Origin of the sequence: Pseudoalteromonas sp. BSi20652, assembly GCF_000239855.1 — a bacterium.
In the GTDB taxonomy this organism is placed as follows: domain Bacteria; phylum Pseudomonadota; class Gammaproteobacteria; order Enterobacterales; family Alteromonadaceae; genus Pseudoalteromonas.
Genome location: NZ_BADT01000248.1, coordinates 28,541 through 43,217, shown reverse-complemented (window position 1 = coordinate 43,217; position 14,677 = coordinate 28,541). Strand labels below are relative to the sequence as shown.

Genomic DNA, 14,677 nt, shown 5'->3' with positions numbered 1-14,677 from the left:
TTCTTCAGGGGTAAATGGCAACTCACTTTCTAATGTTTCTTGAACTTTATCGAGATCTAATGGTTTTAAGTTGTCTTCCGCGCTTAGCGGCTCGTTAGCCCCTGCATATTCATTAGTTTCTTGAATTGAATCATCATTATCCGACTCGTTTTTAATCTCTGGTTCTAGTTCAGAGAAATCGTTTTCAATTAATAAATCATCATCAAAGTCATCTTCTAAACTATCTAAGTGCGCATCCGCCATAAGCGCATTTGCGAGATCTTTTTCTGTTTGACTAAGTGATACTGCATTTTCATCACCCGATGCATCTCCTTTAAGTTCTTGCGCCTCAAACGAAGGTTCATTCTCTAATAATGATTGATCATCGTCTAACTCAAGTTCAGGATATTCATCCAACTCTTCACTTGGCGTTACAAGCTCGCCATCAAGCAGTTCTTCAATTTCAGTTAGATCTGAGGCATCGTCACCCGCTAGCGGATCGTCACCAAGATCTACTTCTACTTCTTCAAGGTCATCATCAAGCTCATCTAAAGACCAATCAGGTGTTTCTGTATAATCATCATCAGTGTCTTGTTGTAATTCACTTAAAAGCTCATCAACGCTCTTTAAAGTATCATCTGTATACTCTTCAAGTGCATCTTCAGGATCAAGGAGGGTCTGTGATGTATCTGAAAAATCATCAAGCGTGATATCATTACTTTCTAATTGTTCTTGGCGTTCACGTTCTTGTTTAAGTTCTGGCTCATCATCAAGCTCTGGCTCTTCTTCAAGCTCTGGCTCTTCTTCAAGCTCTGGCTCATCGTCAAGCTCTGGCTCTTCTTCAAGCTCAGGCTCATCGTAAAGCTCAGGTTCTTCTTCAAGCTCTGGCTCATCGTAAAGCTCTGGCTCTTCTTCAAGCTCAGGTTCTTCTTCAAGCTCTGGCTCATCGTAAAGTTCAGGCTCTTTTTCAAGTTCTGGCTCATCGTCAAGCTCAGGTTCTTCTTCAAGCTCAGTTTCTTCTTCAAGCTCAGGTTCTTCTTCAAGCTCAGGATCTTCTTCAAGCTCTGGCTCTTCTTCAAGCTCTGGCTCATCGTAAAGTTCAGGCTCTTCATTTAATGATGAAGCAAGCAACTCAATATCATCAACATTCAATTCTTCTTGAGCATCTGCTAAATCCTCAACGGAGTCTGCCAATGCATTATCAATTTCTGAATCTCTTACATCTGAATTTTCTAGTTCATCACCAATTAGGCTGTCTATGTCGTCTAGATCAAAATCATCGCTTTCTTCAACTACTGCGTCATCTGTTGTATCAACCGTAGCTTCTTCAAATAAGCTGTCTATGTCGTCTAAATCAAAATCATCGCTTTCTTCAGCTAATGAGTCAACTGCAGTATCCACTGCTGCCTCATCAAGTAAGCTGTCTATGTCGTCTAAATCAAAATCATCGCTTTCTTCAGCTAATGAGTCATCTGCAGTATCCACTGCTGCCTCATCAAGTAAGCTGTCAATGTCGTCTAAATCAAAATCATCGCTTTCTTCAGCTAATGAGTCATCTGTTGTATCAACCGCAGCTTCTTCAATTAGGCTGTCTATGTCGTCTAAATCAAAATCGTCACTTTCTTCAACTACTGCGTCATCTGTTGTATCAATCGCAGCTTCTTCAATTAGGCTGTCTATGTCGTCTAAGTCGAAGTCATCACTTTCTTCAACTACTGCGTCATCTGTTGTATCAACCGCAGCTTCTTCAATTAGGCTGTCTATGTCGTCTAAGTCGAAGTCATCACTTTCTTCAACTAATCCGTCATCTGCTGTATCTAGCTCTTCTGTCAAATTATCAGTTTTGTTTGAATCATTTAATTCAGTATCTGTTTGGTCTAATAAATCGTCTATATCAAAATCGTCATCATCTGCAGCTAACTCTTCACTTAAAGCAGACATCTCGTCATTTGACTCTAAGCTATTATCTTCTAGATCATCATTTTCTTGTAGTGTGTCAAACCCAGGTAAACTGTCGTCTTCAGCAAACAAACTATCTAAATCATCGTTACTTAGTATTTCGTCATTGTTTACGGGGTCTTCAGAAAAATCTAAATCAATATCTTCTTCTAAGTTATCACCTGATGGCTCATCAAACCCTTGCTGCATAAAAATATCGAGCTCATCGTCATCCGTATTTTCATCATCAAAAACGATATCATCACTCAGTAAACTTTCTAATTCATCTTGATCAAGCAAACTATCTGACTCTGAAAAATCGTCTACATTGTCATCAAGTAAATCATCATCTGGTAACATATCATTTTCGAGACTGTCGTCTAATTGAACACTTAAATCGTCTAGTGGGTCTGGAATGATAGGATCATTATCTAGGTCTATATCTAAATCATTATCAGCGCTGTAACTGGGTGTTTTTGGCAAGAAGTCGTCATCTGACTCTGTATCAGCTGTTTTGTCTGATTTTTTACGTAAAAACATAACAAGAGCAAAAATAATTAGTAAACCAGGAATAAACATTAATAATCCAAGCAATATAGGATTAGATAGCAACGCCCAAAAATCAAACGCTTCTTCTGGTTTAATATCTTTAATTTTTTGCTGCGCTATTATTTCATTTTGTTTAAGTATTAACTCTTTTAATTGTTGCTGTATTTCGCTGTCTTGACCAAGTTGCAACCGCACATTTTCGAGCTCTTTAGAAATCCCCGTTAATTGATTTTTGAGGTTGTTATTTTCTACTAAAATTTCCTCAACATTACTTACTGAACTTTCAAATTGTTTTTTAATTCAACTAGTTTATTGGTTTGGTCAGTTTTAATCTCTTTAATTTCTTTTTGTAATTCTTTTTTTGCGTCGTCTACGTCGACTTTACGAGCTTGAGTTACTTTTGTTTGTGCTGAGGTAATTTCGCTTTGCGTAAGTGTGCCATTTTTTTCTTTTCCCATAATGCATCATCTTGCTCTGAGCGTTGCTTTGCAAGTTGTGTATTTACACCTTTTATCTCAGCTAAAGTAGGAATTTTTAAATAGGCACCACTTTGTATGTGGTTGAGATTTTGTTCTAAGAATGAATTGGGGTTTTTGTTATATAAGGCCTGCATAACTTGGTAAATACTAACGGAATTATCAGGACGAACCTTAGCCGCTATACGCCAAAGTGTGTCTGTTGGTTTAATTGGCCCAATAGATCGCCCTTGCGCACCATAGTCAACGCCTTTTGGCCCCTTTAACTGGGTACTGTCTTGAGAGTAAGCAGGCGTTACTATCAATGCAGACGCTAATATTATAAGTGTAGCTAAACCGCGCATGCTGATCCTTTAATGTTTAAATGTTAACGAAGCACCAAAAAATTAAGTGCATAAACATTGATTATTCTTGCCGTTATCAGCCAAATGACTGACTCGCATTTGTTATCACAATCTATTTTTGTAGCAAGCTCTATTCCAATTACAAACTATAAACCAGTTAAGGTTTAATATCCATCGCAACACCTTGAAAATAAATGTCTTAAAACATATTTGTAAGTATTAATTTATTTAACGTTATCAGTAGGTTTATATACGCTTAAAATTAAACGGCAAAAAGTTGGCAATATATACAAAAAGCGGCAAACAAATAATGTTTACCGCTTCTAAAGTGTGTTCAGCGCTATTAACTATTACATGTAATTAGCAATAAGCTCTTCTGCAATTTGAATGCTGTTAGTTGCAGCACCTTTACGAGTGTTATCACTTACAACCCACATGTTTAATCCATGAGGATGAGAAATATCAGCACGTAATCGGCCTATATAAACAGTATCGTTACCACTTGCGTCAGAAACGGCTGTTGGGTAATCACCTTCATCATCTATTAGCTCTACACCAGGCGCATCTTTTAAAAGCTGCTTAACGTGTTCAAAGTCATAAGGCATACGCGTTTCAATGTTAATTGATTCAGAGTGACCAAAAAATACCGGTACACGTACACACGTAGGGTTTACTGCAATAGTAGTATCACCCAAAATTTTATGCGTTTCGTTTACCATTTTCATTTCTTCGCGTGTATAGCCATTATCTTCAAAGCTATCAATTTGCGGGATAACATTAAATGCAATTTGCTTTGGAAATACTTTATTATCCATAGGGCGTGCATTCATCAAATTAGCTGTTTGCTTTGCAAGTTCATCAACTGCTTCTTTACCTGCACCCGATACAGCTTGGTAAGTAGATACGTTAATACGGTCTATTCCGTAAGCATCATAAATTGGTTTAAGTGCTAACATCATTTGAATAGTTGAACAGTTAGGGTTAGCAATAATATTACGGTTTCTAAAATCAGCTAAGCTTGAAGCATTAACTTCTGGCACCACTAATGGAATTTCAAAATCATTTCTAAAATGCGATGTATTATCGATTACAATGCAGCCAGCATCAGCAGCAATAGGAGCATATTTTTCAGATACACTACCACCAGCAGAAAACAAGCCTATATGCGCTTGGCTAAAATCAAAGCCTTCAACGTCAAGTACTTCAATGGTCTCACCACGAAACTTTATGTCTTCACCCGCGCTACGGCTACTAGCAAGTAAAAATAGCTGATCAACAGGAAACTTGCGATCTGCTAGCGTTTCAATGATTTGACGGCCTACTAAACCAGTAGCGCCAAGTACGGCAACGTTATATTTTTGCGACATATTTCTTCCTCTATAAACGACATTAAAGCAACATCGTTAGTTAAATAATTATTGAGCTATAGTAAAACCAAGTTGACTAAGTGCAGCTAGTTGTGGACTATCACCCTGCAGAGATAAAGTGCTAAATTCTCGCCTTACCGGATAGTTTTTACGTAAACTATCGAAGCCGTCACTTTCTAAGTGGCGAAGTAAAATTCCGTCATCGCGGCGGACGTCATAAATTAAATGCACTAGACGGGCAATATCTTGCTCATTAAGGCTTTGTGTAATAGTTGTGCTTGTAATGGCAGGTATTGGTAAAAAATCATCCAACGATTTACTCGCCTCAACACCTTTGAGCTGACACAGTTTTTGATACAACATTTGTGTACCTCGTGCCTTTCCTTCAAGTGTATGCCCTGCGATATGCACACTGGCGTAACGAACGTGCTCTAGTAATTCAGTTAGAATATTGGGCTCTTTTTCCCATACATCAAGTACTAAATCTAAATCAGCCCCAGCTTCCATTACCTCAAGCAAAGCTTGGTTATCAATTACATCGCCTCGGCTTGCGTTAATTAGCGTAAGTCCTGGCTTAAGTGCTTTTAATCGCTCTTTATTCATCATGTGCAGCGTTTTATGCTCGCCACTTTTAACAAGTGGGACATGAAAAGTAACAACGTCTGATTGCGCTAATAACTCATCAAATGCTAGATGATCTTGAAGTAAGCCTTGCTCGTGCTTAATTGGATCACATAATAACACGTCGACATTTAATGCTTTTAACTTTTGCGCCAAACATGTACCAATGTTACCCATTCCTACAATACCAATTGTTTGACCACGCAATGGGCGCGCATTTTCTTGGCTTAATGCAAATAAGCTACTAATTACATATTCCGCTACAGCAATTGCATTGCAACCCGGTGAACTAGTAAAGACAATATCTCTATCATGCAGTAATTGCGTGTCTATATGGTCTATACCAATCGTGGCTGTGCCTACAAAACTCAACTTATTAGCTTGCGTCAACAGTTCATTATTAACATTAGTCACTGAACGAGTAAGAAGTACATCTACATCTATTAATTGTTCAGGCGTTAATTTACGACCATCAAAACGTTCAACCTCACCAAAGTCTGCAAAGTACTGCTCAACTAAAGGCATATTTTGATCGGCAAGAATTTTCATTACAGAATCCGTTTGGCAATTAAGTGACGCTATTGTAACGAACAACCTCACCTTTACACAAACTAAAAAGGCCGAATCAAAAACTGATTCGGCCTTTCGAGATAAATAAAATATAATGTGTAAATTACATCCTATTTCTATGCAAATTTAAGTTTATAACTCAAAATCTTTTTTGAATTTTAAACCAAATTCACTGCGGTCATTACTACGCATTACACCAACAAAACCTGATTGTTGAAGGCGACCCACATCGTAAACTTCGTTTAGCACGTTTTCACCATATAATGTAACTTCCATATCGCCATATGGATTAGTGTACGAAATATTAAAACCAACTAGTTCACGAGAATCAATGGTCTCACTTTGGTTGTAAACTGATTGGCCTTGCATTTCACTGCGATACGAATAATTAGCATTAAACGCAAGTGTTGCGCCACTCTCTAAATCCATAAAGTAAGAAGGTGCAACCATGACAGTCCAACGTGGTGTAAGTGCTGGTGAATCACCTTTACCTATGCCTTGTACGCCCTCAGCCACTTCTGTTATTTCAGAATCTAAATAACCAACTGCGCTACGAATAGTAAAATCATCGGTAATCGCAACAGTTGTTTCAAGCTCAATGCCTTGTGCTTTAGACTGGCCTGCATTTTCTACAATTGTTACAAAGCCACCACCTGCTGTTGGATCTGAAAACGGTAATGCCAAATCGGTGTAATCAGTCACAAATACCGCAAGCATCATAGATATATTTTCGTGTACTTGGCCTTTTAAGCCCATTTCGTAGTTAATTGCTTTTGTTTCGTCAAACGATACAAATTGATCTGGTCCACCAAATGGACGCGGTGGAAAACCACCTGTTTGATAGCCTTTTTGAATCTGGCCATAAACATTCATATTATTGCTAAGCTGATAAGATGCATTTACATCCCACGTAACCGCATCAAAATCTGCACTTACATATTTACGAGTTGGAAATGATGGGAATATAGCATTTGCATCTTTTTCATCTTTTGAATAACGAAGACCGCCACCAACGGTTAAATCGTCAGTTACATCGTAGCTTGCATTAAAGTAGGCTGCGTAAGAATTAGTTTCTTGGTTAATTTCAAAATCGCCGTAACCACCAAATGATTCTGTTTCACCATCATTCAACAAGCCATTAGGTGTATTAAATGGGCTGAATACAAACGGACCTGAGCGTGTAAAGCCATCTTCATTAAAGAAATAAAGGCCAGATACAAAGTCCATATTATCAAATGTTGCATTTAGCTGAACTTCAAAAGAATACTGATCCGCACCCCCCTCTTCTGGGAACTCAGATAAATTTAAAGGGGATGCATCATCATCAAGGCCACCTTCATACTCAGATGTTCGGTAGCTTGAGATAAACTTAGTAGTATAAGTATCGTTAATTGCCCAATCAGCCGAGAACGATGTTCCCCAACCAGAGTAAGAGGTCGATTCAATACCCGCAACAGTTGTACCTAAATCATCTGGGTCTGATGGGATTAAATCTTGAGTTAATAATGGGAAATCTCCATTAAATACATCGTTTGAGTCTAGTGGGTCAGTTAACTCAATTGTGTAAGGCGATTGACCCGATTCGTTATCAACGCCATCTAAAGAAAAAGTAAATGCTAAGTCGGTATTTGCTTGCCATTTAAGTGCGATACGACCACTGAATTCTTCTTCTTCGCCAATTTCTTTCTCTGGGTTTACCAAATTAACAGCTTCACCAACACCATCACGTGTTTTATACGATGCACTTGCAGACATACTTAGTTCATCGTTTAGTGAATTATTAAAATAAACATTACCAGCAATCCGGCCGCGGCTAGCAACTTTTGCGGTAGTGGTAACAATACCCTCATCACCCGGTTGTTTTGTAATAACGTTTACGGCACCACCCAATGTGTTACGGCCGTATAAGGTACCTTGTGGACCACGAAGTACTTCAACACGCTCAACATTTGGTAACGATAAATTAGAACCCATTTGGCGACCTAAGTACACACCATCAAGATACACACCCACACCCGGATCAGTTGTTATGATGTGATCTTGCAAACCAATACCACGGATGAATACTGAAGCATGAGCAGCATTACCAACACCATAGCGAGTAATGTTTAAATTAGGAACATATTTACCAATATCTTCTAAGTTACTCATATTCGCTTTATCAATTAGGTTAGCGCCAATTGAAGTAATAGCAGTTGGAGATTCAAACAAACTCTCTGTACGTTTGCGAGCTGTAACTTCGATTTTTTCAAACGCGTCTTGTTTTGCTGTTGTTTTAGCTTCTTCAGCATTTACTGAGGTAGATAGTGCAGCGACAATTGCTAGGCTTAACTGTGAGAGTGCGCGTAGTTTCAAAATATTCTCCAAAGGATACCGTATGATTTTAGTTATAAATTTATATTCAAATAATATAAATTTCAGGCATAAAAAAAGACACTAAATAGCATCTTTCCTTTGGAGGGAAATTATATGACAATATTGTGAGGAAACGTATAAAATTATTTAAACAGTTGCATAAAACATAGAAAATTAAATATTATTTACTTTATATGCATTATCCCCAATAAGGGAAGTTAACAAAACGGATAATATTTCAAAAATATACGCATAGTTTAATGACGCACGTAAACACATTGTCCCCATGTCCTTTTAGTTCTAAATAAACAACACAAATGCCGCCCCCCATTATTGAAATCAACTAAAGATAGGAATATAGTATTAAGACATAATCTATGAATAGAATATTATGGATACAACAAATAAGCATCTCAAATTTTTTAACAATCCCAATTACACCTCACTTTTTTGTGTATCTACTCACTTCAATGTCTTACTTGTAAATTATAAAGCCTTAAACACAATCACTAACTATGAACTTATTAATCAATTTATGCTAGAAAATGGCCATCAAGGGCTTGTTATTTTTGACGTCCCTAAGGACAGTGATGTACTTGCATTAAAAGAGTGGCCTAATTTAAAAGGATTATTTTATGAAGGAACTGACGAAGAGCTACTTCAGCAAGGATTAGAAGCCATTGAAAAAGGTAAATTATGGTTTCCACGCGCAGCAACTGATGAGTGGATGAGAGAGATGTTAGCAAATGAACAACGAACCACTATGCAATCCAACAATCTCACCAGTAAAGAAACCAAAGTTTTAAATCTATTATCCTCTGGCCTAAATTCAAATACCATTGCAGATAACTTATTTATTAGTGAAGCAACAGTTCGAGTTCATCTACATAAGATTTACCAAAAAATATCTGTAAAAAATAAGCAACAAGCTCTATTGTGGTGTCAAAAAAATCTTAATAATAAAATAACTAAGTCATAAATTTAATAAAAGGAACCTTATATAATTTAAATAGACTATGTCCGCTTTAAACCCTCAACACATAAAATTATAATGAGTTGGCCCTCTTTGTATCATTCCTTTTCAAATAGATTACTATTTTGAATCTAAAACACTCTGCTGCAGAGTGGTTTTTAATACTTATGTCTATATTAATAGTTAAAAATCTAAAAAAAACTATAATTCTTAGGTAAATAAGAAATGCGCTTCTATAATAGATGTGAAATCAACATCTAAATAAAAATAGGAACAACATATGAAAAAGCTATCTGTAGCAGTGGCTGTATGTGCAGTTTTAGCATCTAGCTATACTAGTGCTGAGGTAAGAATTAATGGTTTTGCATCAATTGTCGGTGGTAAAAGTCTGGATAGTGACAGTACTTTGTACGGCTATGATGATGACATTACGTTTAAAAATGAGAGTAAATTCGCTTTACAGTTATCTGCAGACCTTCAAGAAAAACTAACTGCAACAGCTCAAATTATTGCGCGTGGAGAGGATGACTTTGACGCTACATTCGAATGGGCATACGTTACTTATGAATACAGCGATGAACTGCAATTTAGCGCTGGTAAAATGCGTGTTCCTTTTTACAAGTATTCTGATTTCTTGGATGTAGGTTATGCTTATCGCTGGGTACGTCCGCCAAAATCAGTATACGGTATCCCATTTTCAACTTATGAAGGAGTTAGTGTAGTTTACAGCTCTCAATTGGGTGATTGGGATTCTACGCTTCAAGGCTTTTATGGTGCATTCGATGGTGATATCGATGTATTCGGTTCAGAATTACCTGCTGAATTAAATAATTTAGGCGGTATAAACTGGAGTCTATCATACGACTGGTTCAGTGCGCGAGCTGCATACATTGTGGCCGACACTAGCATTTCATCAAATGATAGCGGCCTAATTGGTCTCGTAAGTGTATTGTCTGATAGTGGCTTAACTAATACTGCGAATGACCTAATCACTGAAGAAGATAAAACGAGCTTCGTTGGTGTTGGTTTTTCTGTTGATTATGAAAACTTTTTGTTTGATGCCGAATACACCCAATTTGAAGTTGAAGACAGTATACTACCAGAACAGTCACAGTATTACGCATCCGTTGGTTACCGTATTGACAGTGTAATTGTTCATTTTACTTATGAAAACAATGATGACAAACATGACTCATCACGTTTTAATACCATTGAGTCAATACCAACCTTAAATTCAGCTGTAAATGGTGCTCTTGAAGGTCTTCGTGCACAAAGCAATGTTTACACAATTGGTGCTCGTTACGACTTTCATCCATCGGCTGCATTCAAAATCGACTTTAGTCGCTTTGAAGATGATATAACTGATACAGAGACTGATGTTGTAGCTGTTGGTGTAGACCTAGTATTTTAATTGGAGCATATAATGAAAAAAATAATCTTAGCTAGTGCACTTTCATTGTGCTCAATTAATGCTTTTGCAGAAGTTGCTGTTATCGTTAACTCAAGTAATACGAGCGCTTTAGATGCAGATACAATCAAGAAGATTTATTTAGGTAAAGCTAAGTCATTTAGTAACGGTAATAAGGTTAACCCTGTGAACCAAGACGGTACTCCTGTTACCGATGAGTTCAACGATAAAGTAGTGGGTAAATCTAGTAGCCAACTTAATGCATATTGGTCTAAGCTCGTATTTACAGGTAAGGGTACCCCGCCTGAAAAGCTTGCATCTGACCAAGCTGTAATTGACTTTGTTGCCGCCAATGGCGACGCTATTGGTTATATTGATAGCGCTAAAGTTAGTGATAAAGTCAAAGTGATTGCCACGTTTTAATTGTTAACTTATAAACATAAAAACCACTGTTTAGTGGTTTTTTTATATCTGCAAAAAAGTTAAATGCAGAATGTAATAAGAGCGTATTTAAGTCGTCAATAAAACACTAGGGCGTGTTGAACTTTGTGGATTGAAATTTGTTCCATCCAAGGAAGATTGAATCGTGGCGTGAGGTTTGTAACCTAGTGATGAGTTACCCAACTGGCTTGCATCCGTGTAAGAATAAGTAAAAACCAAGCAACAAAGAGTTAACCGCTCCTAGAAAGAGCAAAAAGGGCAGCGCATGTTTGGCATTTATGCTGAGTTATTGCCTATTTATGGGGAACAACCACACATCACAGGCTCTGCCTTGCTTAAATAGCAAACTGCATGGTGCAAATTAAACTGCCAAAGATCAACACGCCCTAGTAACGCTCAGTTCATTTGTAATTACTGAATTTTGTTCTAAAACTTGCCTTTAAAAACAATAAAACCTCCTAGTGGAGGCTTTATGATAATTTTAATGACCCTCTTGATTATTCAATTCTAAACTTAGCGGTTGCATCAAGTAGGTTATCAGATAAGTAATGTAAGTTTTTGGCAACATCACGTACAGCAAGTAATGAATCCATTGTGTCTTCAAATGATACATGCATATTAGATACATTTTCAACAACCATGGCAGCTACAGACGTTTGCTCTTCTGTCGCAGCAGCTATCTGCGAATTCATACCATTAATTTCTAGCATTTGCTCTGCTATTTTCTCAATTGAAATACCTGTTTTCTCTGCTGCCGTCGCATTGTCTGTTGCCATATCACGTGCAGAGGTCATAGCGGTTACAGACTCATTTGCAGCAGTCGTTAATGCACCCAGTAACTCGCGGATCTCATTAGTAGAATGCGCAGTACGAGATGCAAGTTCACGAACCTCATCAGCAACTACAGCAAAACCTCGTCCATGCTCACCTGCTCGTGCAGCTTCAATAGCTGCATTAAGAGCAAGTAAGTTAGTTTGATCTGCAATTGAAGTTATAACATTCAAAATTTGTGATACATTTTTCGTATCATCTGCAAGTTTGTTAATTGTAGTTGCTGCTTGATTTATCTCATCGCTAAGCGTACGAGAAGCGGTCACAGACGTTTGCACTTGAGTGCGACTTTGTTCTACTTCTTTTTCTGCAGTTTGTGCTGCATGAGAGGCGCTCGCTGCAGATTGTGATATATCGCCAACACTCTGCTTCATTTCTTCCATGGATTGTTTAACAATTTCAGCATCCGTAGTCTGCTTAGTTGTAGCACGCTCAGCTTGCTCCATACCTTGGACTAGTCGTGTTGAGTTTTCCATCAGAGGCTCACAAACAGCAATAACTTCTAATACCGTCTCTCTTAATAAGGCTATAAAGGCATTAAAGTTGATAGATACTTGACCGATTTCATCTTCTGAATTAACTGCTAGCTGTGTACTTAAAGAGCCATTTCCACTTGCTAACAGACTTAAATTATTAGCGGCTTCGCTTGCAGATGAACCAATGTTCTTTGCTATCCAAATAGCCATAAACAATAATAAAATTAAGGAAATAATAGATACAGCTAGCATTAGTGTTAATGCTTCATCAGAACGAGTTTTTGTACTAGCAACAAGCTCAAAAAAACGGTTATCGGCTTTTTGTTGCGCTCCTTTGAAACTGTCTAAAACAGAACCGTACAAACTTGTTTTAAGCTGGGCTTGTTGCTGTATTTTACTAAAATCTGCTGTGCCGTTAACCATACCACTAGCAATGTTTGATGATATTTTTTCGTAATCTGACAGCTCTTTTATAATATCATTGTTAATATAAGAGCTACTCAATTGAGTTATTAATGTAATGTTAGATTCTATCGTTTTATATACATCATCAGCTTTAACGATGAGATCTTGCTCACCAAATGTAACCGCCTGAGTATAAAGTTCGTCTAATTTTTCTAAGAGACCTACATTTGCTGAAGTTAACTTAACTACTTTATACGATGAACTACTCATTTCATCGAGAGCAACTTTGTTATCATTCATCGCTAAATAGTTTATCAATACGATCACTACAAAAGCCACTACCGCAATGCATGTTATTGCATGTATCTTTTTAGTGATGCTTAGGTTTTGAAAAGAGAAGCCTGAAGCCATACTGTGCTACCTTATTTTATTGTCTATATTCTTTATCGGCTTAATACTCATAAGTGTGAGCTAAATTTGTAATAATTCTAGTTTTTTTCTATTTTTTCATAAATAAGCCTATTATTTTAAATAAGCATCAATTATGTACAAAAACATTCATCATAAAATTAAGATATAAAAAACCAGTAACATAAATGATACTGGTTTCTAAATTTGGTGCGGATGGGGGGACTTGAACCCCCATGCCCTAAAGCACCACCCCCTCAAGGTGGCGTGTCTACCAATTCCACCACATCCGCATTTTAAACTTTCACTCAGGTGTTAAACATATGATTTATTTGAGGAGGATAAATCGTTTAACGATAGCTTTACGCTAAATTAGTTTGGTACATCAGAGCTTTGCTCTTTAGTAGATGTTACTGGAACATCTTCTTCAATAGGAACTACAGTTTCTGCTGCAGGAGCTGCTCCTAGGTTTTCCCATTCGTCAGTCTGTTTAATTTGACCAGCAGTTAGGTTTCCTAACACTATACTTAAAACAAAAAATACCGTTGCTAGGCTTGTGGTTGTTTTTGTCATAAAGTTACCAGCACCTGACGAACCAAAAACAGTGCTTGATGCACCTGCGCCAAATGAAGAACCCATATCAGCGCCTTTACCTTGTTGGATTAAAACCATTCCAACTAGCGCTAAAGCCACAACTAAATAAACTACTAATAATATTTCGTACATCTTATACGGTCCCTTTTGCACTGTTGCAGATTGCAGTAAAAGATTCTGCTTTTAGACTTGCGCCGCCAATTAAGCCGCCATCTATATCTGTTTGTGCAAATAATAATTCGCTATTTTTTTCATTAACGCTACCACCATATAAAATGGTAAGCCCTTGTGCTAAATTGCTCTCAAGTGAGGCAATTTTATCACGGATAAATTTATGAACAGCTTGTGCCTGCTCCGGCGATGCAGTCTTACCTGTGCCTATGGCCCAAACGGGTTCATATGCTATCACAGAATCTTTCAGTGCTGCTACACCTAATTTCTCAATTACTGCATCAATTTGTGCAGCAACTACTTGTTCGGTTTGACCGTTTTCTTGTTCACTTTCGCTTTCGCCTACACATAAAATGGGTATTAAACCAACTTGCTGTGCTCTAGCAAACTTTTCAGCAACTGTTACATTACTTTCGTTATAAATACTGCGTCGTTCAGAATGACCAACGAGTACGTAAGTTGCACCTAAATCTTTTATAAGCTGCGCATCAACTTCACCAGTGAATGCACCTGGTGAATTTTCAGAAACAGTTTGAGCCCCTGTAGAAACACCGCTAGCTATCATTGCTGGTACAAGTGGGAATGGAGGAAATAAAACAATGTCCATCTCTTGTGATTTTACATCGTTAATAGCATCAGACATTTGTTTAACAAGCTCCAAAGAGCCATTCATTTTCCAGTTGCCCGCGACCATCGCCTTGCGTATTGCCATTATCCACTCCACATTAGAAAGCGGGCGAGATATTAACTTTTCTCACCCAAAGTTACAAG

General features: G+C 37.6%; 10 protein-coding genes, 1 tRNA gene and 1 pseudogene. 3 read left to right on the top strand and 9 right to left on the bottom strand.

Annotation, left to right across the window (positions count from 1 at the left end):
* From P20652_RS19315 to P20652_RS00410, 5 genes and pseudogenes are all read right to left on the bottom strand, one after another.
* Positions 1-2,661: pseudogene (locus P20652_RS19315) on the bottom strand (hypothetical protein); the annotation flags it as partial.
* Positions 2,662-2,860: 199 nt separating this feature from the next.
* Positions 2,861-3,286, bottom strand: coding sequence for a FimV/HubP family polar landmark protein (locus P20652_RS21220; protein ID WP_008172912.1), 426 nt, complete (start codon positions 3,284-3,286; stop codon positions 2,861-2,863).
* Positions 3,287-3,636: 350 nt separating this feature from the next.
* Complete coding sequence (locus P20652_RS00400) at positions 3,637-4,653, bottom strand: aspartate-semialdehyde dehydrogenase (RefSeq protein ID WP_007586655.1); 1,017 nt, start codon at positions 4,651-4,653, stop codon at positions 3,637-3,639.
* A gap of 48 nt (positions 4,654-4,701) precedes the next feature.
* Complete coding sequence (locus P20652_RS00405) at positions 4,702-5,823, bottom strand: 4-phosphoerythronate dehydrogenase (protein WP_008172909.1); 1,122 nt, start codon at positions 5,821-5,823, stop codon at positions 4,702-4,704.
* A gap of 153 nt (positions 5,824-5,976) precedes the next feature.
* Positions 5,977-8,199 carry a TonB-dependent receptor gene (locus tag P20652_RS00410; protein WP_008172907.1) on the bottom strand — a complete coding sequence of 741 codons (2,223 nt, stop codon included), beginning with the start codon at positions 8,197-8,199 and terminating at the stop codon, positions 5,977-5,979.
* Positions 8,200-8,590: 391 nt separating this feature from the next.
* On the opposite strand from P20652_RS00410, the gene P20652_RS00415 reads away from it, so the two are divergent.
* The 3 genes from P20652_RS00415 (at position 8,591) to P20652_RS00425 (ending at position 11,003) form a co-directional block, all read left to right on the top strand.
* The gene (locus tag P20652_RS00415) at positions 8,591-9,178 is read left to right on the top strand and encodes a LuxR C-terminal-related transcriptional regulator (protein ID WP_008172905.1); all 588 of its coding nucleotides are present in this window, start codon (positions 8,591-8,593) and stop codon (positions 9,176-9,178) included.
* A 274-nt stretch (positions 9,179-9,452) separates the two neighbouring features.
* Positions 9,453-10,583 carry a porin gene (locus tag P20652_RS00420; RefSeq protein WP_008172903.1) on the top strand — a complete coding sequence of 377 codons (1,131 nt, stop codon included), beginning with the start codon at positions 9,453-9,455 and terminating at the stop codon, positions 10,581-10,583.
* 12 nt (positions 10,584-10,595) lie between these two features.
* On the top strand, positions 10,596-11,003 hold the full coding sequence (locus P20652_RS00425; RefSeq protein WP_008172902.1) for a hypothetical protein: 408 nt from the start codon (positions 10,596-10,598) through the stop codon (positions 11,001-11,003).
* A gap of 515 nt (positions 11,004-11,518) precedes the next feature.
* On the opposite strand, the gene P20652_RS00430 is transcribed toward P20652_RS00425, so the two are convergent.
* The 4 genes from P20652_RS00430 to tpiA form a co-directional block, all read right to left on the bottom strand.
* Entirely contained in the window at positions 11,519-13,144 is a 1,626-nt protein-coding gene (locus tag P20652_RS00430) for a methyl-accepting chemotaxis protein (protein ID WP_008172900.1), read from the bottom strand.
* Between the two features lie 205 nt (positions 13,145-13,349).
* Positions 13,350-13,434, bottom strand: a tRNA-Leu gene (locus P20652_RS19310).
* 79 nt (positions 13,435-13,513) lie between these two features.
* Positions 13,514-13,867: a preprotein translocase subunit SecG gene (secG, locus tag P20652_RS00435; RefSeq protein WP_008172898.1), complete on the bottom strand. Its 354-nt coding sequence runs from the start codon at positions 13,865-13,867 to the stop codon at positions 13,514-13,516.
* Between the two features lies 1 nt (position 13,868).
* Positions 13,869-14,618, bottom strand: coding sequence for a triose-phosphate isomerase (gene tpiA / locus P20652_RS00440; protein WP_008172896.1), 750 nt, complete (start codon positions 14,616-14,618; stop codon positions 13,869-13,871).
* Between the last annotated feature and the right edge of the window lie 59 nt (positions 14,619-14,677).

Coding starts and splice junctions, on each gene's coding strand:
- P20652_RS00415 (WP_008172905.1), top strand. CDS start 8,591: ATGGATACAACAAATAAGCATCTCAAATTTTTTAACAATCCCAATTAC.
- tpiA (WP_008172896.1), bottom strand. CDS start 14,618: ATGGCAATACGCAAGGCGATGGTCGCGGGCAACTGGAAAATGAATGGC.
- P20652_RS00400 (WP_007586655.1), bottom strand. CDS start 4,653: ATGTCGCAAAAATATAACGTTGCCGTACTTGGCGCTACTGGTTTAGTA.
- P20652_RS00405 (WP_008172909.1), bottom strand. CDS start 5,823: ATGAAAATTCTTGCCGATCAAAATATGCCTTTAGTTGAGCAGTACTTT.
- P20652_RS21220 (WP_008172912.1), bottom strand. CDS start 3,286: ATGCGCGGTTTAGCTACACTTATAATATTAGCGTCTGCATTGATAGTA.
- P20652_RS00425 (WP_008172902.1), top strand. CDS start 10,596: ATGAAAAAAATAATCTTAGCTAGTGCACTTTCATTGTGCTCAATTAAT.
- P20652_RS00420 (WP_008172903.1), top strand. CDS start 9,453: ATGAAAAAGCTATCTGTAGCAGTGGCTGTATGTGCAGTTTTAGCATCT.
- P20652_RS00430 (WP_008172900.1), bottom strand. CDS start 13,144: ATGGCTTCAGGCTTCTCTTTTCAAAACCTAAGCATCACTAAAAAGATA.
- secG (WP_008172898.1), bottom strand. CDS start 13,867: ATGTACGAAATATTATTAGTAGTTTATTTAGTTGTGGCTTTAGCGCTA.